The 26,654-nt window shown below is 70.5% G+C and carries 29 protein-coding genes; 8 read left to right on the top strand and 21 right to left on the bottom strand.

From position 1 onward, the window contains the following. Window positions 1–7: 7 nt before the first annotated feature. Both DEJ30_RS01175 and DEJ30_RS01170 read left to right on the top strand, forming a co-directional pair. A complete protein-coding gene (locus DEJ30_RS01175) occupies window positions 8–322 on the top strand; it encodes a multidrug efflux SMR transporter (RefSeq protein WP_027464946.1) in 315 nt (104 codons plus the stop codon). Window position 323: 1 nt separating this feature from the next. Continuing rightward, entirely contained in the window at window positions 324–677 is a 354-nt protein-coding gene (locus tag DEJ30_RS01170) for a multidrug efflux SMR transporter (RefSeq protein WP_027464947.1), read from the top strand. Between the two features lie 150 nt (window positions 678–827). On the opposite strand, the gene DEJ30_RS01165 is transcribed toward DEJ30_RS01170, so the two are convergent. After that, a complete protein-coding gene (locus tag DEJ30_RS01165; protein WP_027464948.1) occupies window positions 828–1,967 on the bottom strand; it encodes a CE1758 family FMN-dependent luciferase-like monooxygenase in 1,140 nt (379 codons plus the stop codon). Between the two features lie 132 nt (window positions 1,968–2,099). Further along, the gene (locus DEJ30_RS01160; RefSeq protein WP_181419939.1) at window positions 2,100–2,999 is read right to left on the bottom strand and encodes a phosphatase PAP2 family protein; all 900 of its coding nucleotides are present in this window, start codon (window positions 2,997–2,999) and stop codon (window positions 2,100–2,102) included. A 241-nt stretch (window positions 3,000–3,240) separates the two neighbouring features. On the opposite strand from DEJ30_RS01160, the gene DEJ30_RS18000 reads away from it, so the two are divergent. Then, complete coding sequence (locus DEJ30_RS18000; RefSeq protein WP_181419938.1) at window positions 3,241–3,687, top strand: DUF4383 domain-containing protein; 447 nt, start codon at window positions 3,241–3,243, stop codon at window positions 3,685–3,687. A gap of 263 nt (window positions 3,688–3,950) precedes the next feature. On the opposite strand, the gene DEJ30_RS01150 is transcribed toward DEJ30_RS18000, so the two are convergent. The 13 genes from DEJ30_RS01150 to DEJ30_RS01090 all read right to left on the bottom strand — a co-directional run bounded on the left by DEJ30_RS01150 (window position 3,951) and on the right by DEJ30_RS01090 (window position 15,914). Further along, window positions 3,951–5,285 (bottom strand): ATP-dependent RecD-like DNA helicase, encoded by a 1,335-nt coding sequence (locus DEJ30_RS01150; protein WP_110858677.1) that lies wholly within the window; start codon window positions 5,283–5,285, stop codon window positions 3,951–3,953. Next, complete coding sequence (locus DEJ30_RS01145; protein WP_110858676.1) at window positions 5,282–7,306, bottom strand: cytochrome c oxidase assembly protein; 2,025 nt, start codon at window positions 7,304–7,306, stop codon at window positions 5,282–5,284. Before DEJ30_RS01145 ends, DEJ30_RS01150 begins: the two co-directional genes overlap by 4 nt. 193 nt (window positions 7,307–7,499) lie before the next feature. Next, entirely contained in the window at window positions 7,500–7,787 is a 288-nt protein-coding gene (locus DEJ30_RS01140) for an HU family DNA-binding protein (RefSeq protein ID WP_017886454.1), read from the bottom strand. Window positions 7,788–8,077: 290 nt separating this feature from the next. Further along, complete coding sequence (rpsN, locus tag DEJ30_RS01135; RefSeq protein WP_017886455.1) at window positions 8,078–8,383, bottom strand: 30S ribosomal protein S14; 306 nt, start codon at window positions 8,381–8,383, stop codon at window positions 8,078–8,080. 2 nt (window positions 8,384–8,385) lie between these two features. Then, window positions 8,386–8,556, bottom strand: coding sequence for a 50S ribosomal protein L33 (gene rpmG, locus DEJ30_RS01130; protein ID WP_017886456.1), 171 nt, complete (start codon window positions 8,554–8,556; stop codon window positions 8,386–8,388). After that, complete coding sequence (gene rpmB, locus DEJ30_RS01125; RefSeq protein WP_027464952.1) at window positions 8,556–8,792, bottom strand: 50S ribosomal protein L28; 237 nt, start codon at window positions 8,790–8,792, stop codon at window positions 8,556–8,558. Before rpmB ends, rpmG begins: the two co-directional genes overlap by 1 nt. Before the next feature lie 301 nt (window positions 8,793–9,093). Further along, window positions 9,094–10,578: a lipase maturation factor family protein gene (locus DEJ30_RS01120; RefSeq protein WP_110858675.1), complete on the bottom strand. Its 1,485-nt coding sequence runs from the start codon at window positions 10,576–10,578 to the stop codon at window positions 9,094–9,096. 68 nt (window positions 10,579–10,646) lie between these two features. Beyond that, the gene (locus DEJ30_RS01115) at window positions 10,647–11,342 is read right to left on the bottom strand and encodes an alpha/beta fold hydrolase (protein ID WP_110858674.1); all 696 of its coding nucleotides are present in this window, start codon (window positions 11,340–11,342) and stop codon (window positions 10,647–10,649) included. Between the two features lie 10 nt (window positions 11,343–11,352). Further along, window positions 11,353–11,778, bottom strand: coding sequence for a Fur family transcriptional regulator (locus DEJ30_RS01110; RefSeq protein WP_027464954.1), 426 nt, complete (start codon window positions 11,776–11,778; stop codon window positions 11,353–11,355). Then, on the bottom strand, window positions 11,775–12,713 hold the full coding sequence (locus tag DEJ30_RS01105) for a metal ABC transporter permease (RefSeq protein WP_110858673.1): 939 nt from the start codon (window positions 12,711–12,713) through the stop codon (window positions 11,775–11,777). Before DEJ30_RS01105 ends, DEJ30_RS01110 begins: the two co-directional genes overlap by 4 nt. Next, on the bottom strand, window positions 12,713–13,558 hold the full coding sequence (locus DEJ30_RS01100) for a metal ABC transporter ATP-binding protein (RefSeq protein WP_110858928.1): 846 nt from the start codon (window positions 13,556–13,558) through the stop codon (window positions 12,713–12,715). Before DEJ30_RS01100 ends, DEJ30_RS01105 begins: the two co-directional genes overlap by 1 nt. 47 nt (window positions 13,559–13,605) lie before the next feature. Continuing rightward, window positions 13,606–14,517: a metal ABC transporter solute-binding protein, Zn/Mn family gene (locus DEJ30_RS01095; protein WP_110858672.1), complete on the bottom strand. Its 912-nt coding sequence runs from the start codon at window positions 14,515–14,517 to the stop codon at window positions 13,606–13,608. Window positions 14,518–14,645: 128 nt separating this feature from the next. Then, window positions 14,646–15,914: a PTS transporter subunit EIIC gene (locus tag DEJ30_RS01090; protein WP_110858671.1), complete on the bottom strand. Its 1,269-nt coding sequence runs from the start codon at window positions 15,912–15,914 to the stop codon at window positions 14,646–14,648. 178 nt (window positions 15,915–16,092) lie between these two features. Here DEJ30_RS01090 and DEJ30_RS01085 point away from each other — a divergent pair, with 178 nt between their 5' ends. After that, window positions 16,093–16,329, top strand: coding sequence for a PTS transporter subunit EIIB (locus DEJ30_RS01085; protein WP_017886464.1), 237 nt, complete (start codon window positions 16,093–16,095; stop codon window positions 16,327–16,329). Then, complete coding sequence (locus tag DEJ30_RS01080; protein WP_110858670.1) at window positions 16,326–16,778, top strand: glucose PTS transporter subunit IIA; 453 nt, start codon at window positions 16,326–16,328, stop codon at window positions 16,776–16,778. Before DEJ30_RS01085 ends, DEJ30_RS01080 begins: the two co-directional genes overlap by 4 nt. A 77-nt stretch (window positions 16,779–16,855) precedes the next feature. On the opposite strand, the gene DEJ30_RS01075 is transcribed toward DEJ30_RS01080, so the two are convergent. Continuing rightward, window positions 16,856–17,590 (bottom strand): GntR family transcriptional regulator, encoded by a 735-nt coding sequence (locus DEJ30_RS01075; protein ID WP_017886466.1) that lies wholly within the window; start codon window positions 17,588–17,590, stop codon window positions 16,856–16,858. A 225-nt stretch (window positions 17,591–17,815) separates the two neighbouring features. On the opposite strand from DEJ30_RS01075, the gene DEJ30_RS01070 reads away from it, so the two are divergent. Both DEJ30_RS01070 and DEJ30_RS01065 read left to right on the top strand, forming a co-directional pair. Next, complete coding sequence (locus DEJ30_RS01070) at window positions 17,816–19,843, top strand: hypothetical protein (RefSeq protein ID WP_110858669.1); 2,028 nt, start codon at window positions 17,816–17,818, stop codon at window positions 19,841–19,843. Beyond that, window positions 19,840–20,478 carry an ABC transporter ATP-binding protein gene (locus DEJ30_RS01065; RefSeq protein WP_110858668.1) on the top strand — a complete coding sequence of 213 codons (639 nt, stop codon included), beginning with the start codon at window positions 19,840–19,842 and terminating at the stop codon, window positions 20,476–20,478. The genes DEJ30_RS01070 and DEJ30_RS01065 overlap by 4 nt, the downstream gene beginning before the upstream one ends. Window positions 20,479–20,482: 4 nt before the next feature. Here DEJ30_RS01065 and DEJ30_RS01060 read toward each other — a convergent pair whose 3' ends face one another. The 5 genes from DEJ30_RS01060 to DEJ30_RS01040 all read right to left on the bottom strand — a co-directional run bounded on the left by DEJ30_RS01060 (window position 20,483) and on the right by DEJ30_RS01040 (window position 26,151). Further along, a complete protein-coding gene (locus DEJ30_RS01060; RefSeq protein WP_181419937.1) occupies window positions 20,483–21,064 on the bottom strand; it encodes a GNAT family N-acetyltransferase in 582 nt (193 codons plus the stop codon). 139 nt (window positions 21,065–21,203) lie between these two features. Beyond that, a complete protein-coding gene (locus DEJ30_RS01055) occupies window positions 21,204–22,808 on the bottom strand; it encodes a dihydrolipoamide acetyltransferase family protein (protein ID WP_110858666.1) in 1,605 nt (534 codons plus the stop codon). Between the two features lie 57 nt (window positions 22,809–22,865). Continuing rightward, window positions 22,866–23,825 carry an alpha-ketoacid dehydrogenase subunit beta gene (locus DEJ30_RS01050; RefSeq protein WP_110858927.1) on the bottom strand — a complete coding sequence of 320 codons (960 nt, stop codon included), beginning with the start codon at window positions 23,823–23,825 and terminating at the stop codon, window positions 22,866–22,868. Between the two features lie 86 nt (window positions 23,826–23,911). Beyond that, a complete protein-coding gene (locus DEJ30_RS01045; protein WP_071404900.1) occupies window positions 23,912–25,048 on the bottom strand; it encodes a thiamine pyrophosphate-dependent dehydrogenase E1 component subunit alpha in 1,137 nt (378 codons plus the stop codon). 23 nt (window positions 25,049–25,071) lie between these two features. After that, window positions 25,072–26,151: a histidinol-phosphate transaminase gene (locus DEJ30_RS01040; RefSeq protein WP_110858665.1), complete on the bottom strand. Its 1,080-nt coding sequence runs from the start codon at window positions 26,149–26,151 to the stop codon at window positions 25,072–25,074. Between the two features lie 61 nt (window positions 26,152–26,212). Here DEJ30_RS01040 and DEJ30_RS01035 point away from each other — a divergent pair, with 61 nt between their 5' ends. Then, window positions 26,213–26,611: a phage holin family protein gene (locus tag DEJ30_RS01035; protein WP_110858664.1), complete on the top strand. Its 399-nt coding sequence runs from the start codon at window positions 26,213–26,215 to the stop codon at window positions 26,609–26,611. Window positions 26,612–26,654: the final 43 nt, after the last annotated feature.

The following is a 26,654-nucleotide window of genomic DNA, read 5'->3' as shown; positions in this document are numbered from 1 at the left end:
CATCGTCATGGCATGGGCAATCCTCGTGCTCAGCGGCGTGCTCGAGGCCGTCTGGGCCACCGCCCTCAGCGCCTCGAACGGCTTCAAGAAGGTCGTCCCCACGATCGTGTTCGTCGCCGGGATGGCCCTGAGCATGGTGGGGCTGGCGTTCGCGATGAAGAGCATCCCGGTCGGTACCGCCTACGCCGTGTGGGTCGGCATCGGGGCGTCCCTGACCGTGGTCGTCGCGATCCTCCGCCGGCAGGAGGCCGCGTCCTTCGCTCGCCTCGCCCTGGTCTTCGGCCTGGTGGCGTGCGTCATCGGCCTCAAGGTGGTGAGCTGACGTGGCGTGGATCGTCCTGTTCGTCAGCGCCGCGCTCGAGACCGTCTGGGCGACTGCCCTCGGCGAGAGCGACGGCTTCACCGAGCTCCGACCGACGATCGTGTTCGCCGTCACGATCGTGATCAGCCTGGTCGCGTTCGGCTACGTCCTCAAGCACATCCCGATCAGCACGGCGTACGCGGTGTGGACCGGCACCGGCGCCGCCCTCACGGTGCTGTGGGGCATGGCCACCGGCGCGGAGCCCGTCACCGTGCTGCGCCTGCTGTTCATCGCCGGCATCGTCGGGTGCGTCGTGGGCCTCAAGCTCGTGCCGGCCCGCCCCGTCGCGGAGCCCGCTGCCGAGCTCACGCGCTGAGCGACAGCTCACGCACCAGCGACCCCGTGAGGTGTCGCTGACCCCGTGACGTCGGCGCAGGCCCGAGAACGCGCGCCGAGACGGACGGGAGGCCCGGTGCCAGCTGGCACCGGGCCTCCCGTCCGCTCGTGGTGGCGCTCACGGCACGCGTCAGACGGACGCGCCCGTCCACTCGTCCTCGGCGGCGACGTGGTCGCTGCCGACGGTGCCGGCCGCCATCGCGGCAGCGGCACGTGCCGCGTGCGACGGCGGGTCCGACGGGACGTCGGCGGGGCGACCCTCGTCGTTCAGCTTGCGCAGCTCCGGCACGATGTCCGTCGCGAGGATGTCGATCTGCTCGAGCACCGTCTTGAGCGGCAGGCCGGCGTGGTCGATGAGGAACAGCTGGCGCTGGTAGTGGCCGACGTGGTCCTTCATCGCGGCGTACCGGTCGATGACCTGCTGCGGCGAACCGACGGTGAGCGGGGTCTGGGCGGTGAAGTCCTCCATCGAGGGGCCGTGGCCGTAGACCGGAGCGTTGTCGAAGTAGGGCCGGAACTCGTTGATCGCGTCCTGCGAGTTCTTCCGCGCGAAGAACTGCCCACCGAGCCCGACGATCGCCTGGTCGGCGCGGCCGTGCCCGTAGTGCTCGAAGCGTTGGCGGTACAGGCCGACCATCTGCTCGGTGTGCTGGATCGGCCAGAAGATGTTGTTGTGGAAGAAGCCGTCACCGTAGTACGCGGCCTGCTCGGCGATCTCCGGCGTGCGGATCGAGCCGTGCCAGACGAACGGCGGGACACCGTCGAGCGGACGCGGGGTCGAGGTGAAGCCCTGCAGCGGCGTGCGGAACTTGCCCTGCCAGTTGACGACGTCGTTCTCCCACAGCTGGCGGACGAGCGCGTAGTTCTCGATCGCCAGGTTGACGCCCTGGCGGATGTCCTGCCCGAACCACGGGTAGACGGGGCCGGTGTTGCCGCGGCCCATCATCAGGTCCATGCGGCCGTCGGAGACCACCTGGAGCATCGCGTACTCCTCGGCGATCCGCACCGGGTCGTTGGTGGTGATCAGGGTCGTCGACGTGGACAGGGTGATGTCCTTCGTCTTCGCCGCCAGGTAGGCGAGCAGCGTGGTCGGCGACGAGGCCACGAACGGCGGGTTGTGGTGCTCACCGGTCGCGAAGACGTCGAGCCCGGCCTGGTCGGCGTGCTCGGCGATCGTCAGGATGTCACGGACGCGCTGGGTGTCGTCCGGCGTGGTGCCGGTCGTGGGGTCGGTCGTGACGTCACTGACCGTGAAGATGCCGAACTGCATGATGCGCCGCCTTTCGCGATTTCGATGCGTTTGCATCGACTTGCTGGGTACAACGTAGCGCACGCGTCAGCATTCCCGCCAGGCTCACGCCCGTCGGTCGGGCGGCCTGGAGGCCCGACTCGCCTCCCCGGGTCAGCGGGCGGCCGGCAGCGTGGCCGGGTCGGTGCGCGCGGCGTGGTGCATCCCGTCGAGGAACCACACGATGGTCACGACCGCCAGGACGCTCGCACTGGACGCCAACCGTCCCGCCACCAGGATCGCGGCGTGGTCGTGCGCGCCGTCGCCGGTCAGGCCGACCACGAGCGCCGCGACACCGATCGCCAGCGTGACCCCGGTCGCGACGAGGAGCACGACGCTCACCACCCGCCGCGGCCCCCGCCGGCCGTCTCGGTCGCCCCGGAGCCCGCGGTCGACCCGGGGCCCGACCGCGCGGACGATCCCGAGCCAGAACATCGCGATCGCGCAGGCACCGATGATGTCGCTGACCCGGTGCCACCCGTAGACCACGGTCTGGTTCGCCACGAAGACCGCGTACCCGGCACCGACGATGGTCACCAGCGGGCGGAACCGACGAGGGGTGACCATCAGGACCGCGAACAGCGCCGCCAGCGCGATCGTCGCGTGCCCGGACGGGAACGAGTTCGGCGTCGTCGACTGAGCGATCTCCGGGCGCACGGCGATACGCTTGACGAGCGTCGAGGTGGCCGCCGACGCGAGCACCACGAGCCCCGCGCCGAGCCCCACCGAGAGCCGCCGTCTGGAGAACGCCACGGCGACGATCACGACGACGAGCAACAGGATCACCGGCACCGAGATGACGTTGAGCGCAGTGTCCGAACTGAACAGGTCGGACTCCCGGACCCCGCCGAGCGCGGCGTCCTCCGCCTTCTGACCGACCGGGGTCAGCACCGCGACCCCGTAGACGAGAGGCACGATCACGAACCCCAGAGCCGCCAGCGCAGCCCACCGCACCCGTCGCGAGACCCACGGTCCGCGCGACTCGGATGCACTGCGCTCGGGTGTCAAGGTCACCGGGCTGGTCCTCCTCGGGGTGGTCGTCGTCGGGCTCGTCGCACGACTGGCGGCGGCGCTGCGATTGGGTCGGTCGGGGTCCGACACGATACCGTTGGAGCACCGGCCGGAGGCTGGGAACCGCACCCCCGTCGGCCGTGCACTGCGCGCTGACACGAGGGGATCGGTGATCCCCGCCGGGCCGTCGCACCACGCGGGACCGACGCACGTCGCGTCGGCAGTGTACGAGGAGGAAACCGAAGTGGCCATCAAGGAACCGGGCATCATCGCCTCGCCGAACCGGGGTCTCGCACTCACGGCCGGCAGCGTCCTCGCACTCTGGGGCGTCCTGGGCTTCTTCTTCGCCGCCGACGGCGACCCTGGCTTCTTCAACCGCCAGGGCGGCATGCTGTGGAACGCATTCGGCGTGAACCCGGCGCTCTGCCTGGTGTGGGTGCTGCTCGCCGCAGTACTGCTCATCACCGGCCTCGGCAACACCGTCGGATCGCGCAACGGCAACCTGCTCGTCGGGGCCCTGCTCGTCGTCTTCGCGGTGTACGGCTTCGTCTTCGTCGACACCTCGGCCAACGTCTTCGCCCTGAACACCACGGACAACGTGTTCCACGCGATCGTCGGTGTGCTCCTGCTGCTCACCGCGCTCGGTGCCGACAAGGAGAACCTCCGCGCCCTGCGTGCGGCGCGCGCCTGACACACCCGCTCGACCGCGCTCCCCGACGCCCGTCTGCCGCTCCGGCAGGCGGGCGTCGTCGTGTGTGCGGGGGGGTCCGGCGGTGTGTCGTCCGGTCACGACTCCCCGCTCAGGTCCGCCGGCCGGTCACGAACCGTCGTCCGTGGGACCGCGGAGCGACGAAACACGACCGCTCGAGGCGGGGCCGACGGGGAGTCGTGACCGCTCCACCGCGCCGTGGGGGGCGCTCGAACGGCGGCGCGGGCAGCCGCAGGTCGGACGCGTCAGTCGGCGTCGGGCTCGGCGTCGGGCTCGGCGTCGGGCTGCTTCTTCGGGGCCTCGAGCTCGGTGGCGACGATGCGAGGTGCCTCGGACATGAAGCGCCGGACGTCCAGGTCCACGATGATGTCCTGCGGCCGGAGCGGACGGGTGAGGAACAACCCCTCGAGCGAGGTCAGCCGCGACAGCGCCACGTAGGTCTGGCCTGCGCTGAACACCCGGTTGCCGAGGTCGACCACGGCCCGGTCGTAGGTGCTGCCCTGCGACTTGTGGATGGTCACGGCCCAGGCGAGCCGGAGCGGGAACTGCTGGAACTCCCCGACGGTGTCCTTCTTGAGTTCCTTCTTGTCCGCGTCGTACGAGTACTTGAACTTCTCCCACACCGACGGCTGGACCTCGAACGACTCACCGTCGACGTCGACCCACACGGTGTCGCGGATGGCCGTCACGATGCCCAGGGTGCCGTTCACCCAGCGCTGGTCGGCGTCGTTGCGCAGGAACATCACGTGCGCGCCGGGCTTCAGCTCGAGGGCTTCGTCGGCCGGGAAGTTCCGTCCGCCGAAGTCGCCGTTGACGTCGGCCTTGGCGGTCTTCACCTTGCCGGGCAGCCGCTCGAGGGCCGCCTTGTTGATCCGGGCGACCGTGTCGTTGCGGGTCGCCAGGGTGATGGCGTCGTCCGGAGCCGGACGTGCCCCGGCGGTGTTGAGCTGCTCGGCGATGTCCGCGGTGACCCGTCCGTGCCGGACGGCGGTGAGCATCGCGGCGAAGGCGTCGTCGCGCTGCCGGTGCACCGTGGCGAGCTCGATGATGTTGAGCTCGGCCTCGAGCCACACCTTGGCGTCGAAGAACCACATCGACCGGTAGTGGTCGGTGAAGTAGGCGCGCTCGTCGGCGTCGCCGGGTACCGGGGGCAGCTGGTACGGGTCGCCGAACATCACGACCTGGACGCCGCCGAACGCCTCGAACTGCCGACCACGGGCCTTGCGGAGCGACCGGTCCATGCCGTCGAGCAGGTCAGCGTTGACCATCGACACCTCGTCGATGACCAGGGTGTCGATCGTGTTGAGGAGCTTGCGGGTGTCCGGGCCCTGCCGCAGCTCGGCGTCGGCGATGAGTCCGATCGGCAGCCGGAACAGGGAGTGGATCGTCTGGCCGCCGACGTTGAGCGCGGCGACCCCCGTCGGGGCGCAGATGACGACCTGCTTCTCGGTGTTCCAGGACAGGTGGTTGAGCAGCGTCGACTTGCCCGTGCCGGCCCGGCCGGTGATGAACACGTGGTCGCGGGTGTGCTCGATGTACTCGAAGACCGCGCGCTGTTCGTCGCTCAGCTCGATGCTCATCGGGCGTCCGCCCCGGGCGAGGGTTCGAGGTCGTCGCTGCCGTCGTCGAAGTCCAGGTCGTCCTGGTCGACACGGGCAGCGGCGCCGGCGGTGACGGTCTCACCGGTGGCAGCCGCGTCAACGGCGTCGACCGGGTCTCCCCCGCCACGCCGCAGCCGCACGAGCACCACCACGACCACGACCACCAGGAGCAGCACCCCGGCGATGATCAGCACGAGGCCGGCCCGGGCCTGGTCGACGAGTGGATCGGGCCCCCACGTGCGGCCCATCGCGCCGAACCACGAGGCCTGCAGCAGCCCGAGCGGCCCGCGCATGGCGATCCCGAGGGAGACCGTGCCGGCCGCGATCACCACGGCCCCGACGATCCGGACGACCGCGGCAGCCGTGGTCGGACGACGGTGCCCGGCGGGGATCGGCGTGCAGAGCGTCGGGACGGCCAGCAGCCCGACCAGCAGGAACACGGCGTCGCTGACGGTGCGGCCGGTGGGGTCGCTCACCGACCACCGGACGGCATCGGTGGCGAAGAAGGCCCACCACAGGGCCGCAGCGAGCACGAACGCGGGGAACGGCTGCGCCAGGTACCGCACGGACGGGTGCTCGACGATGACGTCGGTCCACTCACGCACGCCCGTGCTGTCGTCGTCCCGGGGGTGCACGGCGGCGCGGATCAGTGCGACGGGTGCCGCCGCCCACACCAGGGCGGGGACCACCAGGCCGAGCAGCACGTGGGCACCGACGTTCGCCGAGACGAGGAACCGGTCGTACTGGTGCAGCGAGCCCGAGGTCGCGACCACCAGGGACACGATCGCCAGGGCCGCGGCGATCGAGCGTCCCACCGGCCACCGCACGCCGCTCCGCCGCAGTCGCACGACGCCGGCCACGTAGGTCGCGGCGAGCAGCACGGCGGCCATCAGCCAGAACAGGTCGATGTTCCACTGGGTCAGCCAGCCCCACGCACCGGGCGCGTGCGGCAGCAGGTCGTCGGTCAGGAGCTCCGCCGGGCTCGGGTCGGTGGTCTTGCTCAGGGCGATCTGGCCGACCGGCGTGGCGGTCCGTCCGAGTGCCGCCGCGAACCCCGACGCCACACCCATCACCGCGAGCTCGACGACGATGAGGGTCCAGAAGGGCCGCTGCCGACCGGGCGAGGTGGTCAGCGCACGGATGGCCCGACGGCGCTGCACCGCGCCGAGGACCCCCATGGCGACGATCGCACCGATCTTCACCAGGACGAGCGTGCCGTACGGGGTGAACAGGTTCGACAGCGCCCCGACGCGGATCTGCGCCGACGCGGTGCCCGAGACGGCGACGAGCACGAAGCAGCCGAGGGCGATGCTCGAGTACCGGGCCACCACCGCGGCCAGCCGGTCACCGGGCAGCACACCGCGCAGCAGCACGAGCATGACGAGCCCACCGACCCACAGCGCCGCACCGACCAGGTGCAGCCCCAGTGCCGTCACGGCGGCGTCGTGGCTGGCGGTGCCGGCGGCGTGGCCCTGCTGCGCGAGCGGGACGAGGCCGATCATCGAGACGCCGGCGGTCAGGGCGACCATGCCCCGCGAACGGACGGCGAAGCAGAGCACCGTGACGGCCGCGGCGACGAGGACGGTCACGAGCCAGGCGAGCCCGAGCTCCGTGCCGGTGAGGAAGACCCCCATCGACTGCCCGAACTGCTCGTCGATGCTGATGCGCGAACCGGCGACGCTGAGGAACGTGCAGAACGTGGCGACGGCCGACGCGACCGTCCAGACGCCACTGGCCCCGGCGGCGACGTCGATCGCGCGGTTCCACTCGGGGCCGGAGCGCGACAGGCCGATGGTCGCCAGCACGAGCCCACCGATCGTGGTGGCCGCGGACAGGTCGACGACGAGTCGGGCGATCGGCAGTCCGAAGCGGACGACGGGCCCCGGGTCGGCGATGAGTGCGGGGTTCGCGCCCCCGCCGATGACGAGTGCCGTGAGCAGCGCCACGAACCCGACGAGCAGGAGCACGGCGGGACCGGCGATGCGCGCGATCCGATTCACCCGTCAAGCCTAGGCGGTGCCCACCCGGCCGACGGACGGGGCAGGCCGATCTGTGCAGACCGGCACGGGCCTCCAGGCAGGACGCGCGCACCTGGCGCACGCACGCGGGCTCGCCCGAGCAGACGTCCACGGACGCACCGGGGAACGACGAAAGGGACGGCCGAAGCCGTCCCTCCCGATGCGTGGAACAGTCTTACTTGACCGCAGCCTTGAGCTTCGAGCCGGCGCTGACCTTGACCGAGTCGCTCGCGGCGATCTCGATGGCGTCACCCGTCTGCGGGTTGCGGCCGGTGCGGGCGGCGCGGTGCGTCTTCTCGAAGGCGATCCAACCGGGGATCGTGACCTTCGTGCCGTCCGCGACGGACGACGAGACGACGCTGAAGAGCGCGTCGACGACGCCGTTGACGGTGGCCTGGCTCTGGCCGGACTCAGCGGCGACGGCAGCGACGAGCTCGGTGCGGTTCAGTGACTTGTCAGCCATGGATGTCCTCCTCGGACTTCTTGCAGTATCGGTCGGACGCACGTGTCGTCCGGCGCCCGGAGCGGTTGCCCCGTGCCACGGTGCCAGTGGGCCGAGGGCCCGGCGGAACCGGAGTTGAACCTACCAGCCGCCGGGGGTGAAAACCGCCGACTCGCCCGGATTTCCGGGGTTGTCGGGGCTCCGAGGGGGTGCTGGAGGGGCAGATGTGACGAATGACGGCTCGCATGTACCCCGTACACAGCGAACGCCCCGCCACCAGGAGGTGACGGGGCGTCGTGTACTGCGAGTGCTTACCAGGAGCTCTTCGTGATGCCGGGGAGCTCGCCGCGGTGGGCCATGTCACGGAAGCGGACACGGCTGATGCCGAACTCACCGAGGTGGCCACGGGGGCGGCCGTCGATGGCGTCGCGGTTGCGGTACCGGATGGGCGATGCGTCGCGGGGCAGCTTCTGCAGGCCCACGCGGGCGGCCTCACGCGACTCGTCGGTGCCGTTCGGGTCCACGAGGGCCTTCTTCAGCTCGAGACGACGCTCGGCGTAGCGCGCGATGATGACGGCACGCTGGTTGTTCTTCGCGATCTTGCTCTTCTTCGCCATGCTTAGCGCTCCTCACGGAAGTCGACGTGCTTGCGGATCACCGGGTCGTACTTCTTCAGCACGAGTCGGTCGGGGTTGTTCCGACGGTTCTTCTTGGTCACGTAGGTGAACCCGGTGCCCGCCGTCGAGCGGAGCTTGATGATCGGACGGATGTCCTGACCTTTTTTCGCCATCAGATCTTCTCCCCACGGGCGAGGAGATCCTTGACGACGGACTCGATGCCACGTGCGTCGATCACCTTGATGCCCTTCGCGCTGAGCGTGAGCGTGACGTTACGACGAAGCGAGGGCACGTAGTACGTCTTCTTCTGCACGTTCGGGTCGAAGCGACGCTTCGTCCGGCGATGCGAGTGCGAGATGTTGTGACCGAAGCCGGGAACGGCGCCGGTCACCTGGCACACTGCTGCCATGGTTTCCTCCTGAGGTACCGTGCGACCGGACGGCCGCACCCAAGTTCACTTGCCTGGTGCACACGCGCACTGCCACCGGGGTGGCCGTGCGAGGGGGTTGTGTGCACCGCCCAGGTCCGCATCACCTGTCGAAGGAGAGCCGGACACCGCGCGACCGCGGCGTTCGCGACGGTCGGAGGGCTTGGAACAACGGGTCCGCCGCGCGGACGCGGAGAACCAGGGGTCCACGTTACGCGAGGACCGGGCGTGTCGCAAGCCGGGCCTCCAGGCCTGGAGGCCCGTGGCGGCCGGACAGGGCCCCTCACGCACCAGCGTGGTCGCCCTCACCGCCCGCACGACGGCGCGGGAGCCCGACCGGTGCCATGAGCAGGTACCGCTCCCGCCGGATCCAGTACAGGCCCGTCTCCCGCCGCTCCGCCCGGGTGGCGAACCGGTAGTGGAACATCCGCGCACGGACCCAGCGCGGCGGTTCCCCGTCGAACGGGTCGTGGGCGAGCAGCCGCAGCGTGGGCCGGTCGGCCTCGAGCAGCCGCACGACGAACACCCGGAACCACCGGTCGTCGGCGCCGAGGGCCAGGAACCACATCAGCCAGTCGAGCCGCAGGTGGTACGGCGCGAACTGGCCGGGCCGACGCCTCGGGTCGCCCGGCTTGCCGCGGAACTCGTACGGTTGCCAGTCCTCGTCGGACGGGTCCTCGGCCAGGGTCCCCTCGACGACGACCTCGTCGCGCTGCTGCGTCACGCTGCCGAAGGCACCGTAGGCGTTCGCCAGGTGCCACCGGTTGAACGAGGCGTTCATCAGCTGCCGCCGAGACACCAGGTTCTTCGCGGCCGGCCAGGACAACCACGCGAGCAGCACCCCGACGGCGACCGTCACCGCGACGAAGGAGACCGGCGTCGCGGTCGGCCCGGCGTCGACGGAGTCGTGCAGCCAGGGCAGCACCGCCGCCACCGACCGGTCGTCGATCGCGGCGAAGGTCAGGACGAGGGTGATCCAGTTCAGCCAGGCGAAGTTGCCGGAGACCACCAGCCAGAGCTGGGTGAGCAGGACGAGGGCGGCGGCGATCGACGCCACGGGCTGCGGCGCGAAGAGGAAGAACGGCACGACCAGCTGCACGAAGTGGCTGCCGAGCGTCTCGAACCGGTGCACGGGGCGGGGCAGCAGGTGGGCCGTCCGCGACATCGGGTTCGGCATCGGCTGCGTCTCGTGGTGGTAGTACAGCGCCGTCAGGTCGCGCCAGGAGCGGTCCCCGCGCATCTTGATCATGCCGGCACCGAACTCGAGCCGGAACACCAGCCAGCGCAGCGCGACGAGCACGACGATCGGCGGCGCGACGTCGTCGGAGCCGAGGAACGCGACGGTGAACAGCGCCTCGACCAGCAGGGACTCCCACCCGAAGGCCCAGAAGGTCTGCCCGACGTCGGAGATCGACAGGTACGCCAGCCAGAGCAGCAGGAAGCACAGCATCGGCACCCACCACGGGGCCCGTTGCGGGACCCCGACGACCAGGGCGAAGGACACCACCGCTCCCCCGCCGGCGAGCAGCCGCAACCGGTTGTCGGTGTAGCGCCACCACCGCCAGACCACCGGCAGTCGGCGGGCGTACGGGCGCTCCATGAACCGGGGCACCGGGAGCAGGCCGTGTTCCCCGACGAGCACCGGGAACTGGGCGAGGGCGGACAGGAAGGCGAGGCAGGCGATCGCCGCGACGCCGCGCTGCACCACGAACCGGGCGACGTCGTAGTCGGACGCGCCCGCCCACTGCGTCCAGGCTGCGAGGTCCACGGGCGGGACGCTACGCCGGGCGGGCTGCGGCTCGTCTCGGCGTCTCGGCGTCTCATCGGACGCGTCGCCTACGGCGCCTGCGTCGGCTTGGGCGCCAGCGCCTGCACCATCAGCTCCCCGAGCTGCTGCGGCGCCGTGAACATCGGCCAGTGGCCGGTCTCGAGCCCGACGATGGAGAGTTCCTCGGTCGCGACGAGCTCGGCCGCCCAGGCCTGGTGGTCCGCCACCATCGCCAGCAGCTCGGCGGCGGGGATCTCGCAGGTGATGATCGTCGCGGGGATCGTGTGCCGTGCCGCGTCGGCGTAGTGGAACCGGTCCGACGGCACCGAGGCCGGCTCGGGGATCGCCCGGCGCTCGACGTCCTGCCGGACCTCGGGCGTCATTCCCCGGACGGTGGCGGGTTCCCAGATGTCCCACGACGGCAGCGGCACGACCCCGTCGACCACGGGCAACTCGTCGTTCACGCACCCGCCCTCGGGCCCCGGGAACGTGTCGACGTAGAGCAGGTGCGCGACGAGCGACGGGCGCTGGTCGGCGGCCATGTACGCGATCGGCCCGGCACCCGAGTGTCCGGCCAGCACGACCGGTTCGTCGGCGGACGCGACGTCGTCCAGGATCGCGACCAACGCGGCGACCTGCTCGTCGAGCGTGTCGCCGTCGCGCGTCACCGCCTGCACCGAGTGCCCGGCCTCGCGGAGCACCGGGGCGACGTCGTCCCACGCGCTCGCGTCGAGCCAGAACCCGGGGACCAGGATGACGTGCATGCGGGGCAGGTTACTCGTCGGTGGCGGCGGTCGCGCGGGCTGCCGTGCAGACGGCGCACTCGCCGAAGATGTCGACGACGTGGCTGGCGTTGGTGAACCCGTTGGCGGCGGCGACGTCCTGCGCCCACTGCTCCACCGGGTCCGCCTCGATCTCGACGGTCCGGCCGCAGTTCCGGCAGATCAGGTGGTGGTGGTGGGCGTCCGTCGTGCACGCCCGGTACAGCGATTCGCCGTCCTGCTGCAGCGAGTCGGCGTCGCCCTCGGTGGCCAGGTCGGCGAGCGCCCGGTAGACCGTGGCCAGACCGATGGTCGAGCCCTCGTCCCGCAGGTGCTGGTGCAGCGCCTGCGCACTGACGAACCCCTCGGTGGAGTCGAGGGCACCGCGCACCGCCTCGCGCTGCCACGTGTTCCGCTTGGTCTTCTGCACGGCGTTCATGCTGACACCTCTTCCTTCCAACCGGCTGTCGACGTCGTCCCTGCCTGGAGGCCCGGCTCGCTTCCGCCACGCTGGTTCCGGCCGGCGACGCGGTTGCGTCCCCGCCTGTCGCGTCGCGACCCGATGATCCGGCAGACCACCCAGATCGCGAACGAGATCGTCGTCACGTACGGGCTGATCGGCAGGCCGCCACCCAGTGCGAGCAGGATGCCACCGACGACCGACGTCACCGCGAACACCGTCGACAGCACCGGCACGACGACCGGGTGCGAGCTGAGGCGCAGGGCGGCCGCCGCCGGGGTGACGAGCAGGGACAGCACGAGCAACGCACCGACGATCTGCACCGACACGGCGGTGGCCAGCCCGAGCACGAGCATGAACACGATCGCGAGGGTGCGCACCGGGATCCCCGCGGCCGCAGCGACGTCGGGGTCGACCGAGGCGAACATCAGCGGGCGCCAGATGACGAGCAGTGTCGCCACGACGATCGCGGCGACCACGATCAGGAACGTCAGCTGCGGGTTGTCGACCGAGACGATCTGCCCGGTGAGCAACCCGAACTTGTTGGCGGCCCGGCCCTTGTAGAGCGCCAGGCAGAGGATGCCGAGCCCGAGCCCGAACGGCATGAGGACGGCGATGATCGAGTTGCGTTCCCGGGCACGCGACCCGAGGACGCCGATGAGCAGGGCGGCGATGACCGACCCGACGAGTGAGCCGGAGACGACGTTCACCCCGAGCAGCAGCGAGGCACTGGCCCCGGCGAACGAGAGCTCCGAGATGCCGTGCACGGCGAACGGCATGTTCCGGGCGACGACGAACGGGCCGATGAGCCCGCCGACGATGCCGAGCACCGCGCCGGCCCAGATCGAGTTCTGCACCAGCGCGAGGAGCTGGCCGTAGTCCTGGAACGAGAAGACGGTCGACAGCAGGTCCATCAGATCCGCCCCTCGTCGGGCTGGTCGGCGTGCGGGTCGACTTCGCCCGGGTGGTGCTCGTGGGCCTCGTTCGCCCCGACGATGACGATGCGCCCCATGGTGCGGACGACGTCGACGGGCGTGCCGTACAGGTCGCTCAGGACGTCGGCTCGCAGGACCTCGTCCGGCGAACCGATCCGGAACCGACCCCCGGCGATGTAGAGCACCCGGTCCACGACGTCGAGGATCGGGTTCACGTCGTGCGTCACGAAGAGCACGGCGGCCTCGCGCTGCCGGCGCTCGCGGTCGATGAGCTCGGTGATCCCGCGCTGGTGCCGCAGGTCGAGCGAGATGAGGGGTTCGTCGCACAGCAGCAGGGCGGGGTCGGCGGCGATGGCCTGCCCGACGCGGGTGCGCTGCTGCTCGCCGCCGGAGAGCTCGGCGACGGGGGCGTCCGCGAAGGCGGTGGCGCCGACCTCGTCGAGGACCCGGTCGATGCGCATCCGGTCCGACTTCGAGGCACGTCGGATGCCCCACCGGTGCCCGGTCACGCCCTGGGCGATCATGTCCCGCGCGCGCAGGGGCGTCCCCGCCTCCATCAGACGCTGCTGCGGGATGTAGCCGATCTTCCGGTGGCCGCGGTGCACCGGCTGCCCGAGGAACGACATCGTGCCGCTCGTCAGCCGCTGCTGCCCGAGGACGGTACGGAGCAGTGAGGTCTTGCCGGCGCCGTTCGGGCCGAGGACCGCGACGAACTCCCCCGGCGCGAGGTCGAGGTCGAGGCCTGCCCAGAGCTTCCGGGCGCCGTAGGACAACCCGGCATCGCGGAGCGCGAGGACCGGACGAGCCGCAGCCCGGTCGTCCACCGTGGTGGTCGCCGGGCCGTGGGTCGCCGCTGCTGCGGTCGAGGTCGTCACTTCTGGAGCGCTGCCTTCACCGCGTCGATGTTCGCCTGCTGCCACGAGACGTAATCCTGCCCCTTGGGGAGCGTCTCCGTGACACCGACGACGGGGACGTCGTTCTGCTCGGCCGCCTTCTGGACCTGTTCGGTCTCGGGGCTCGACGCCTGGTTGTTGTAGGCGAGCAGCTGCACGCGCTTACCGGTGAACAGCGCGAGGGTGTCGCGGAGGGCCGCCGGCGGGACGTCGTCGCCTTCCTCGATGGCCTCGGAGAAGTCCGGCGGGGTCTCGTTCTCGAGCCCCATCGCGTCGAACAGGTACCCGGGCACCGGCTCGGTGTACGCCACCTTGTCGCCGGAGTCCTGCTTCTTGACGGCGTCGGTCTGGGACTCGAGGTCCTCGAGCTTGGTGGTGAGCGTGGCGGCGTTCTTCTCGAAGGCGTCCTTGCCGCTCTCGTCGAGCGCGCCGAGGTCCTTCGTGACCGCCTCGACCAGCTTCACCATCGTCGGGTAGCTGTAGAAGACGTGCTCGTTGAACTCGGCGTCCCCGCCCTCGTCGAGGCCGGAGAGCTTCACGACGTTGATCGTGTCGGCCTTGGTGTCCGAGGCGTTCGCGAGCGTCGTCATGAAGTCGTCGTACCCGCCACCGTTCTCGATGAGCAGGTCGGCCTTGGAAACGGAGAGCTGCGTGCGGGCGCTCGACTCGAACGAGTGCGGGTCCTGCGACGGGTCGCTCAGGATGCTCGTCACGGTGACGGCGTCGCCACCGATGGTCTTCACGATCGAGCCGTAGACGTTGGTGGAGGCGACGACGTTGATCGTGCCGTCACCGCTGGCCTCCCCCGAGGCGGACGAGGTGGCGCACCCGGTCAGGGCGAGCGCGGCGGCGCCGGCGACGAGCGGGAGGGCGAGGAGGCGGTTGTGCATGGCACGACGCTAACGCCTACTGATAACGATTGTCAAAACCGCTATGAGGGCTCTCAGCGCGACCGGGAGACGGACGGGAGGCCCGGTGCCAGCTGGCACCGGGCCTCCCGTTCGAACGACGCTCGCGTCTACGGCTTGGTGGCCGCGTCGATCGTGTTCTCGGCGATCGTGTCCTCTTCACGCCCGGGGGTGCGGAGGTTCCACTTCTTGATCACGAAACTGAACAGGAAGTAGTAGACGACCGCGTAGCCGAGGCCGATCGGGATGAGCCAGATCGCCCCGTCCGCCTTGCCGAAGTTCAGCACGTAGTCGATCGCACCGGCCGAGAACGAGAATCCGTCGTGGATCCCGAGGGCGTTCACCAGGGCGAGCGAGGTGCCCGTGAGCACCGCGTGGATGACGTACAGCGGGAACGCCACGAACATGAACGAGTACTCGAGCGGCTCGGTGATGCCGGTCACGAATGAGGTGAGGGCGGCGGAGAGCATGATGCCGCCGACGAGCTTGCGGTTCTGCGGCTTCGCGTTGCGCCAGATCGCCAGGGCACCGGCGGGCAGCGCGAACATCATGATCGGGAAGAAGCCGGTCATGAACGTGCCGGCCGTCGGGTCGCCAGCGAGGAACCGGTTCACGTCGCCGTGCACGGCGAGGCCGTCCGCGCCGGTGAAGCTGCCGAGCTGGAACCACGGGAAGAAGTTGAGCAGCTGGTGCAGGCCGACGGGGATGAGCATGCGGTTCGCGAACCCGAAGATGCCACCACCGATGACGGCGTTGTCCGCGACGGCCTGACCGGCTGCGGTGAGCGCGATGTCGAAGTAGCGGTACACGAAGGACATCAGGACCGCGATCACGAGACCGGCGGCTGCGGTCATGATCGGCACCAGACGGCGACCCGAGAAGAACCCGAGGAAGTCGGGCATCTTCGTGCGGTGGAACTTCTCCCACAGCACGGCGGAGACGAGACCCATCACGATGCCGCCGAGGACACCGAAGTTGATGGTGGCAGGGTTGCCGGCGGCGTCCTTCACCCCGTCGAGCACGATCGGCGACATGGCGGCGAACACCTGGTACATGACCATGTAGCCGACGACGGCCGCGAGCGCGGTCGTGCCGTCGGACTTCTTGGCCCAGCCGATCGCGATGCCGACCGCGAAGAGCAGCGGAAGCCATGTGAACACGGCCTGTCCGGCGGCCGCGATGATGGTCGCGCCCTGCTCGAAGCCGGGGATCGCACCGAGCATGTCGGACTGGCCGAGGCGGAGCAGGATGCCCGCGGCAGGCATGACCGCGATCGGCAGGAGCAGGCTCCGTCCGAGTCGCTGGGCGTTCGCGAAGAACCTGGACTGCTTCTTCTTCGGCTTCTTCTCCGGCACATCCGTGGCAGTGGTGGCGCTCATCGGAGGTCCTCTCGTCATTGGGTGGAGCTGTCGGGGTGAGTTGAGTCGTGCAGCCAGCGCAGGTAACCTCGGCGGTGTCGCCAGGTCCGGTCCTGTCCGGTCATGACCAGTTCCGTAGTCTGATCCGCGAGCGGTCCGGTGTCAACCTGCGACGCAAACCCTTAACGAGGAGGAAACGATGGCCGACATCAAGGCAGCCGACATCATCGCCGCACTCGGCGGTGCCGAGAACATCGAAGAGGTCGAGGGCTGCATCACGCGCCTCCGCGTCGAGGTCGAGGACGGGGACCTGGTCGACAAGGCTGCCCTGCAGGCCGCCGGGGCCCAGGCCGTCGTCGGTGGTGGCACCGGCTGGCAGGTCATCGTCGGCACGGTCGCCGACAACCTCGCCCAGGACATCCAGGACGAACTGTGACCGTCGTCCGCACCCCGTTCGGCGGCCCGGTCGTCGCCCTCGCCGACGTGCCCGACCCGGTGTTCGCCGGGCAGCTCGTCGGTGCCGGCGTCGCGGTCGACCCGACGGGCGTCGAGGGCGCGGTCACCGCGGTGGCCCCGGTCGACGGCACCATCGTGAAGCTGCACCCGCACGCGTTCGCGCTGCAGGGCACCGCGGGCACGGACATCTTGGTGCACGTCGGCATCGACACCGTGAAGCTCTCCGGCGAGGGCTTCGAGCTCCTCGCGACCGAGGGCGACACCGTCACCGCCGGTGACCCCGTCGTCCGGTTCACCCCCTCGGTGATCTCGGCAGCCGGGTACTCGCCGATCTGCCCGGTCGTCGTGCTCGGTTCGACGCCGGACAGCGTCGACCAGGGGACGGTGGGCACCACGGTGCTCGACGGCGACACCCTCTTCGAGGTCTGAGGGGTCTTCCTCGTCGGGAGCGACTGTGCGCTGCGGAACACCCGCGGCACACAGTCGCTTTCGCGTTGCTGGGCGGACTACGCGACCGCGGGGGTCGCGGTGACCTCCATCTGCACCCGGTAGCGGTCCGAGCGGTACCAGCTCCGGGTGTGCTCCACGGGGCGCTCCCCCGCGTACGACACCCGGTCGAACTCGAGCACCGGCGCTCCGGTCTTCGTCCCGAGCAACGTCGCGACGTCGTCGGCCGCCGGGTTCGCGGCGACGGTCTGCTGCGCGCGGTCGATGGGGGTGCCGTACTCCGTGGCGATGATCGAGTACACCGACCCGGACAGGTCATGGTCGAGCAGGCCCGGGAACGCGTCGGCCACGAGCCAGGCGTCGTCGATCGAGACCGGGGCGCCGTCGGCCATCCGCAGGCGCTTCACGTGGAAGGCCGGCACGTCCGGATCGATCCGCAGGGCCGCGGCGGTGTCGGCCGGCGGCACGCGTTCCTCGCGCACGAGCACCACGGTCGTCGGCTCGTGCCCCATCGCCCGCATCTCCTCGGTGAACGAGGCGAGGTGCAGCGTCGACTGCACCGGCCGGTGCGCGACGAAGGTGCCCTTGCCGCGGACGCGCTCGAGGTACCCCTCGTTGACGAGCTGCCCGAGCGCTTCACGCACGGTGATCCGGGAGACGCCGTACTCGGCGATGAGCTGGCGTTCGGACGGGATCGCGGCGCCGGGAGCCAGCCGTGTGGTGACGAGGTCGAGCAGGATGCGCCGCAACTGCTGGTGCTTCGGTTCGGCACCCTCGGTGATGCGGCTCGTCATGCGTCCCTCGTGCTCCGTTGCTGGTCCTGGGCGGTGGTCATGCGCGGACATGACCAGTTCCCATCACAGTAGCGAGTCAGGCCGGGAAGACCAACGTCGGTCGTCGCGGTCGCCATGGCGCATGCATTTCACATTCTTGACATCAGTGGTGCGCCGCTGCCACGATCGGTCGAGCCTCGGGCGGTCTCGAGCGACCGCCCGCTCCCGCTCGCCGCAAGGGGGACCATGAACATCCGATCGGTGACGCTCGCCTACTTCGTGCCGCCCCTCCTGGCCTCCGTTCTGGGCTTCATCGGCCTGGCGCAGGTCAGCGAAGCCGGCATCGTGGGCGCCTCGTCCGTGGTGACCGCTGCCGCCGGCGCTGAGACCAGATCGAACCAGCGGGTCGCGATCGCACTCGAGCAGGTCGCCGAGGCCGAGCACGCGACGATCGCCCGGGTGGTGGCGGACCGTGAAGCTCCGACGACGCGCCGCGTGGCGCTCGTCACCGACGCTCCCTCGAGCCGCGGAGCCGGCTGGCTCCTCGACGGGTACGAGGACTTCACGAGATCGATGGTCACCACCGTCCGTCCGATGTCGGAACTCGACCAGTTCGACCCGACCGGCTCGTACTCGGTCTTCGGGGACGACGATGCGCGGCGAGCCGTCGTGAGCGCACTGGCAGACGCCGGGTACGAGGTCAGCGAGGAGCGCGTGCCGCTCCTGCAACGCATCGGCGTCACCGACGGCTTGGATCAGACCCTGGCCCTGGTCGGAGCACTGGTCTCGGGATGCGTGGCGCTCTGCCTGATGACGACCGTCGGGGCCCCTCGCCGCAGCGCAGTCCGCCGACTGCACGGAGACTCCACAGCCGCCATCGTGATCCAGGAGCTGGCTGAGCTCCGGACCGCCATGCTCGTCACCGTCATCGGGGTACCCGTCGCAGCCACCGGGCTCTGGTTCTACAACGGGCTCACTTCGGCGGCGACCCTCGCCGCCGCGATCTCCGTGTTCTGCGTGGGGCTGCTCGCACCGGTCGTCGTCGCGCACACGATCGGCACGGTGGTCGCGTGTCGACAGCCGTTGGCCGCCGCACTGCGGGGCGCTCGACCAGCGGGCGCGCTCCTGCTCGTCGCACAGATCGCACGGGTGCCCGCGCTCCTGTTGCTCGTCGCGGCCGTCTTCGAACTGACCGGGGCAGTGACCACCGCACGACAGGGAACGGCAGAACGGGATCTTCGGGCGGCCGGTGACACCGTCCAGCTGTGGGTCACCCCGGATCCCCGCCCGGTCGAGGAGCAGGCCTACTGGGACCGCATCGGCGATTTCGCCGGTGGGGCGCTCGCGCGGCGTGATGCGTTCCTCGCCGCCGCGGTCGAGGTGTCGAGCGGCCGAGGGAAGTCGACGGTTCCTGCGCTCGTCGTCGACCAGGGCTACCTCGATCTGCAGGACGTCCGTTCCGCGGACGGGGCCCGCATCACCACCGACGGCGCGGAAATCGCCGTGTGGATGCCTGCCGACAGTGAGCTCTCCCGCGATCGGCTCGTCGAGGGTCTGACCGACTGGCAGTTGCGGGATGCACCCGACGCCCTCCTCGAGCACGTCACCGGTGGCACGCTGGCCCGCCAGCAGGTCTACTCGTACCCGGACGACGCGTCGTCGCGCGCGTGGCTCGACGACGCCGTGATCGTGGTCGTCCCCACGCCGGTCGACGTCTTCTCGGCCGATGAACTCGGATCGTGGTTGTCGACCGGAGACGTCGTCTTCACGTCCCGTGCTGCCGCCGAGCGGTCGATCGGCGCGTCGGGCATCCGCACCGAGTTCAGCGCGGTCGTCGCGGTGGGTCAGTCTGCGGCGGAACAGGCACGGCACGCAGCGACGACCGTGGCGGTCGGGACGGGCACCCTGGTCAGCACCCTCGCAGTCAGCGTCATGCTCGGGATGGTCGCCACGCTCGCGCACCGACGCCGTCACGGCCGTGCGCTGTTCGCGAAGTTCACCAGTGGCGTCTCGCCCGTCCGCACCGATGCTGGCCTGCTGACGATCGAAGCCGGTCTGGTCTCGATCTCCGCCATCGCCGTCGTCAACACCTGGTGGTCGCAACGCCCGGACGGGAGCGGGCTCAGATCGGCGCTCGACCCGGTGGCGCAGTCAGCCGGAGTCGCCGGGGCGATCGCACTCGTGGCGCTCGCGGCGGTGAGCGCCACGAGCCTCGTCGTCATGGCCGTCACGGCGCGGAGCACTGCACGCAACCGAGGGAGCGGACCACGATGATCGAGGTACGGAACGCATCGAAGCGTCGCGGAGGCCGCGCGCTGTGGCACGACCTGTCGTTCGTGGTGGCGGGGGGAGAGATCGTCGGCTTGGTCGGGCCGAGCGGCTGCGGGAAGTCGACGCTGCTCGACTGCATCGGGCACATCGATGCGCTCGACCTCGGCACGATCCGGATCAACGGAGAGTCAGCGGGTTCGAACGGGCGACGGGCTCGACTGATCCGGCGGCGCCACCTCGGGTACCTGTTCCAGGACTTCGGATTGGTGCCGGACATGACGGTCCAGTCGAACCTCGACGTGGTTCGCCTGCCAGACGGACGGCGGAGACACCGAGGCCTCCGGACGGGCGAGGCCCTGGACCGTGTCGGTCTGGCCGGACGCGGAACCGACCGGGTCCACGAACTCAGCGGCGGCGAGCAGCAACGGGTCGCGATGGCGCGACTCCTGGTGAAGCGTCCGTCGGTCATCCTCGCCGATGAACCGACGAGTGCCCTCGACGAGGACAACGCGGCGATGGTGCTCGACCTGCTGGGCGAGCTGGCGGCTGACGGAGCGGCCGTCCTGATCGCGACACATTCGTCGTCGGTCGAAGCGCGCGCCGCACGGAGCATCAGGCTCAGCGGACCCGCTGGCTGACGGGTCAGGCGTTGGCGACGAGCCAGGCGAACTGCTCGTCGGAGAGCAGCCGATCGGTCCAGACCTGCCCCTCGACCCCGGCGGCCGCTCGGTTCTGCGGGGCGGGAGCCCCCTGCCACACCAGCGACAGCCCGGCACGACGCAGCACGGCTGCAGATGCGGGGTTGTTCGTGAGCACGCGGCCGGTCACCGGGACGTCAGGAGCGGTGTCGGCGGCGGCACGGACGGCAGCGAGGGCGATCTCGGACGCGAAGCCCTGCCCCCATGCCGCGGGCGCCAGTCGGTACCCGAGGTTCCAGACCCCACCGGCGGTCATGTCGACGCCACCGACACCGACGAAGGCGTGGTCGGAAGCGCTGCGGACCGCCCAGGACCCGAGGCCGTGGCGTGCACGACCGCCGATCTTGCGCTGCACCATGTCCACACTCGAGCTCCGTGCCACGTGCCGGCCGGTGGGCAGGTGCTGCCACGTGCGGGCGTCCGAGAAGAGCGCGTGCACGTCGTCGATGTCGGCCGGGGTCAGCGGGGTGAGCAGGAGGCGATCCGTTCGGATCTCCTGCGAGGGGGTCAGGAGCTGGTGGACCATGCACCGATCATGCCGCCGACCCCCGACATCCGTGTGAACACCACGCGACGTTTGCGGAAGCCCGCAGATGGTGAGCAGAAATGGTCGAGTGGCTCGAAGCAACCCGACCATTTCTGCTCACGAAGCGGAACGACCTGCGCTAGTCGAGCAGGAGCGCGGGCTCCTCGAGCACTGAGGCGACGTCGTGCACGAAGCGGGACGCCACGTCACCGTCGACGACCCGGTGGTCGAACGACGCACCGATGGTCGTCACCATGCGCGAGCGGACCTCGCCGTCGACGACCCACGGCTTCGGCTTGATCGTGCCCATGGCGACGATCGCGACCTCGCCCGGGTTGAGGATCGGGGTCCCGGTGTCCATGCCGAACACACCGATGTTCGTGATCGACACCGTGCCGTTCGCCATCTGCTTCGGCGTGGTCTTGCCGTCGCGGGCGGTCAGCGTGAGCTCCTCGAGCGCCTGTGCCAGCTCGAGCAGCGACATGTCCTGCGCGTCCTTGATGTTCGGCACGATGAGCCCGCGCGGGGTCGCCGCGGCGATGCCGAGGTTCACGAAGTGGTGGACGATGATCTCGCGGTCGGTCCAGGTCGAGTTCACCGAACGGTTCCGGCGGACGGCCCAGATGACGGCCTTCGCGACGATGAGCAGCGGCGAGACCTTGACGCCGGCGAACGTCGGCGAGGCCTTGAGCCGCTTGACGAACTCCATCGTGTGGGTCGCGTCGACGTCGACGAACAGCGACACGTGGGGTGCCGTGAACGCGGACGTCGTCATCGCGGTGGCGATGGCCTTGCGGACGCCCTTGACCGGGATCGTCTCGCTGCGGACCTCGCCCCACTCGGGCGTCTCGATGTTCCGGAAGACGCTGGCCTGCTTCGCGTGCCGGATGACGTCGTCGCGGGTGACCTCGCCGGCCAGACCGGTCGCGACGATCTCGGTCAGTTCGACGCCGAGGTCCTTCGCGAGCTTCCGGATCGGTGGCTTCGCCAGCACGTTGGTCGCGGTGCTCTGCTTGTGCGCGGAGCCCGTGCCGAGGGCGCTGATCGCCTCGGCAGTGCTCTCCTCGCCCGGGTCGACGGAGGCTTCGGCAGCCGCGGCGGTGTCCACACTGGAGGCGCGGCTCGCCTCGGCCGCGAGCGCTGCGGCCCGGCGGGCGCCCGGCTTGCGACGGGAGGGCGACGAGGTCGCCGAGCCGTAGCCGACGAGGACGGCACCGGAGGACTCGTCCGTGCCCTGGACGGAGGCGTCGACCGCGACCGGCTGGACCGGCGCCGCCGGCGCGGCGGCAGCAGCCGGAGCAGGCGCAACCGGTGCGGGGGCAGCGGCACGTGCCGGCACCGCCGCGGGAGCGGGAGGGGTCTGCGCGACCGGGGCCGACGGTGCTGCGGGTGCCGGCGGGGTGGACGCAACCACGGGCGAGACCGGGGCGGTCTCGGCGACGGGCACCGCGCCTCCCGACTGTTCCGCAGGGGGCGTGAGGGCCGCTCCGGACGCGACCGAGGCGTCCGAGTCGACGCGGATGATCGGCTTGCCGACCTCGACCGTGTCACCCTCGGACACGAGCAGGCCGGTGACGGTGCCGGCGAACGGCGACGGCAGCTCGACGAGCGACTTCGCGGTCTCGATCTCGACGAGCACCTGGTCGACGGCGATCTCGTCGCCGATCGCGACGCGCCACTGCACGATCTCGGCCTCGGTGAGACCTTCACCCACGTCGGGCAGGGGGAATTCGGCGGCGGCCACTACGGCTCCTTCGTGGATCTGGTCGAGCTCGGTCGGACGGGTCCTCGGTCGGACGGGTCAGTAGGCGAGGGCGCGGTCGACGGCCTCGAGGATGCGGTCGGCATCCGGCAGGTGCAGGTGCTCGAGCTTCGAGACCGGGAACGGCACGTCGAAGCCGGACACCCGCAGCGGCGGCGCCTGCATCGTGTAGAACGCCTTCTCGGCGACGGTCGCGGCGATCTCGCTGCCGACGCTGACGAAGCCGGAGGCCTCTTGTGCGATGACCAGGCGACCGGTCTTGCGGACGGAGGCGAGCAGCGGCTCCCAGTCGATCGGCGAGATCGAGCGGAGGTCGATGACCTCGCAGCTGGTGCCCTCGGCCTCGGCGATGTCCGCCGCCTGCATCAGGGTGGCGACCATGGCACCGTGCCCGACCAGCGTGACCTCGGTGCCGGTGCGGGCGACGCGGGTGGTGTGCATCGGGACGTGGCCGTCGACGAGGTCCACCTGGCCCTTGGGCCAGTAGCGGGACTTCGGCTCGAGGAAGATCACCGGGTCCTTCGACGCGATGGCTTCCTGGATCATCCAGTACGCGTCGTTCGGCGTGCTCGGGCTGACGACCCGCAGGCCCGGGGTGTGCGCGAAGTACGTCTCCGGGGACTCCTGGTGGTGCTCCACGGCGCCGATGTGGCCGCCGTACGGGATGCGGATGACGACGGGCAGCGACATGTGTGCCGGCAGGCGGTTCGCCATCTTCGCGAGCTGCGAGGTGATCTGGTCGAAGCCGGGCCACACGAAGCCGTCGAACTGGATCTCGACGACCGGGCGGTAGCCGCGCAGGGCGAGGCCGATCGCGGTGCCGATGATGCCGGCCTCGGCGAGCGGGGTGTCCCGCACGCGCTCGGCGCCGAAGCGGTCCTGCAGGCCCTCGGTGATGCGGAAGACGCCGCCCAGCTGGCCGATGTCCTCGCCCATCAGCAGGACCTTGTCGTCCGCTTCCATGGCCGCGGCGAGCCCGGCGTTCAGGGCCTTGGCCATCGGCAGGGTCGGGGTGGGGTCGCTCGGGACCTCGCCGGCGCCCGGGTGGGAGCGCAGCGTGTAGTCGAAGAGCTGCTCGGTGGTGCTCATGCGTGGGCGCCCCCTTCGAAGCCGGCCTCGTACTGGGCGAGCCAGGCCTTCTGCTCGGTGATCCGCGGGTGCGGTTCGCGGTACACGTTGTCGAACATGACGTCGACGGACGGTGCGGTCAGGGCGACGGTGCGGCGTCGGACGTCGGCGGCGATGTCCTCGCCCTCTTCGTCGAACGCGGCGAACTGCTCGTCCGTCGCACCCTTCGAGCGCAGGTACGCCTCGGACCGGACGATCGGGTCGCGGAGGACCCATTCCTCGAGCTCGCCGTCGGCGCGGTACCGGCTCGGGTCGTCGGAGCTGGTGTGCGCACCGATGCGGTAGGTGTCGGCCTCGATGAAGGCCGGGCCCTGTCCGCTGCGGGCGTGCTCGGTCGCGACGACCGACGCCGTGTAGGACGCGAGGATGTCGTTGCCGTCGATCAGGACACTCGGGATCCCGAAGCCGCGCGGGCGGTCGACGAGCGGCGTCGGGGACTGCACCGACACCGGCACCGAGATGGCCCAGTGGTTGTTCTGCAGGAAGAAGACGACCGGGGCCTTGGTCGATGCGGAGAACACGAAGGCCTCGTTCACGTCGCCCTGGCTGGTGGCGCCGTCGCCGAAGTAGACGATCGAGCAGGCGTCACGGTCCGGGTCGCCCGTGCCGACGTCGCCGTCGAGCTTCTGGCCGAGCGCGTACCCGGTGGCGTGCAGGGTCTGCGAGCCGATCACCAGGGTGGAGATGTGCGTGTTGCCGCGCTGGTCCGGGTCCCACCCGCCGTGGGTCTGCCCGCGGTACATCGCGATGATCTCCATCGGCTCGACGCCGCGGTGCATGGTGACGGCGTGCTCGCGGTAGGACGGGAACACGTGGTCCTGGGCGCGGAGGGCGAAGGCCGAGCCGGTCTGCGCGGCCTCTTGCCCGTGGCTGGGCACCCACAGGCCGAGCTGGCCGGTGCGCTGGAGGTTGTGGCCGGCGTGGTCGAACCGACGGGTCAGCACCATGCGGCGGTGCATCGCCAGCAGGGTCTCGTCGGGGATCGCCCGCGCGGCGGCGGCGAACTCGGCGTTCTCGTCGGTCTCCACGAACCGACCCTCGGGGTCGAGGAGCCGGACGGTGGTCGTCGCGGGAGCCGCGGCGCGGAATGACATGCGGGCCAGCGTAGCGCCAGGCACTAGTCGGCCACCTGGAGGTCCCCCACAAGTGAGCGGGCTGTTTGGAGGAGCGTTTCCACAGCTTCGTGCTCGCCGATCGAGATGCGGATGCCCTCTGGCGGGAAGGCCCGGACGATGATGCCGGCGTCCTCGAACGCGGCCGCCGCGGTGGCCGTCCGCTCGCCGGTCGGCAGCCAGAGGAAGTTGCCCTGGGCGTCGGGGACGTCCCAGCCCTGTGCCCGGAGCTCGACGACGATCCGGTCGCGCAGGGTCGCGATCTCGGTCACACGTTCGAGCAGCTCGGCCTCGCGTTCCAGGCTGGCGAGCGCCGCCGCCTGGCCCTGGGCGGTCACGGACAGTGGGATGGCGCAGGCCCGGACGGCGTCGAGCACGTAGTCCGGACCGAGCGCGTAGCCCACCCGGAGCCCGGCGAGCCCGTACGCCTTCGAGAAGGTGCGGAGGACCACGAGGTTGGGGTGCGCGGCGAGCAACGGGTGGCCGTGCACGGCGGCGTCGTCGGTCACGAACTCGGCGTATGCCTCGTCGAGCACGACCAGCACCGACTGCGGCACCGCGGCCATGAACGCGTCGAACTCCGCGACGGTCACGATCGGCCCCGTCGGGTTGTTCGGCGAGCAGACGAGCACCATTCGGGTGCGCTCGGTGACGGCCGCGGCCATCGCGTCGAGGTCGTGCCCGCCGTCGGGTCGGTTCGGCACCTGCACGCTGGTGGCACCGGCGACCGTGACGACCCCGGGGTACGCCTCGAACGAGCGCCACGCGTAGACGATCTCGTCGCCGGGGCCGGAGGTCGCGCGGGCGAGCTCGTGCAGGATCGCGACACTGCCCGGGGCGACGTGCACCTGCTCGGCGGTCAGCCCGAAGCGGTTGGCCAGCACGGCGCGCAGGGCGAGGGCGGTGGCGTCGGGGTAGCGGTTGTACGAGGTCTGGGCCTGCACGGCCTCGACGACCCCGGGGAGCGGCGGGAACGGGTTCTCGTTGCTCGACAGCTTGAAGGCGGAGTCGGACGCCTGTCGCCCCTGCTTGTACGCGGGGAGGACGGCCACCTCGGGCCGGATGTGCACACGCTGCTCGCTCACGGGTTCAGGCTACCGGCAGGCCCACGGCACCCACGAGGGGAAGCGAGGGCATCATGGGCGCATGCGATTCCTCGTCCGCCTCGTCGTCAACGCCCTCGCGCTCTGGCTCACCACGCTCATCGTCAGCGGCGTCTCCGTCACGCCGTTCGGTGACGGCGGTACCACGGCGACCGTCCTCACCTTCCTGCTCGTGGCGTTCGTCTTCGGTCTCGTGAACGCGGTGATCGGCACGGTCATCCGGATCGTGGCGTTCCCGATCTACATCCTCACGCTCGGGCTCATCTCGTTCGTCGTGAACGCGATCCTGCTGCTCATCGTCGCGGGCATCTCGGAGGCGTTCGGCTTCGGGCTCGAGGTCGACTCCTTCGGCTGGGGCATCGTCGGCGCCTTCGTGCTCGCGGTCTTCGCGTGGCTCATCGGGCTCTTCGCCCGCCCGGTGCTCAACCGCCAGCGGGCGTGACCCCGGCGGACCTCGCGGAGGACCCCGCCCTGCGTCATGATGT

The organism is Curtobacterium sp. MCPF17_003 (genome assembly GCF_003224385.1).
Lineage (GTDB): Bacteria > Actinomycetota > Actinomycetes > Actinomycetales > Microbacteriaceae > Curtobacterium > Curtobacterium flaccumfaciens.
The sequence above is the reverse complement of the archived record's forward strand: the minus strand, read 5'-3'. Positions and strand labels throughout refer to the sequence as shown.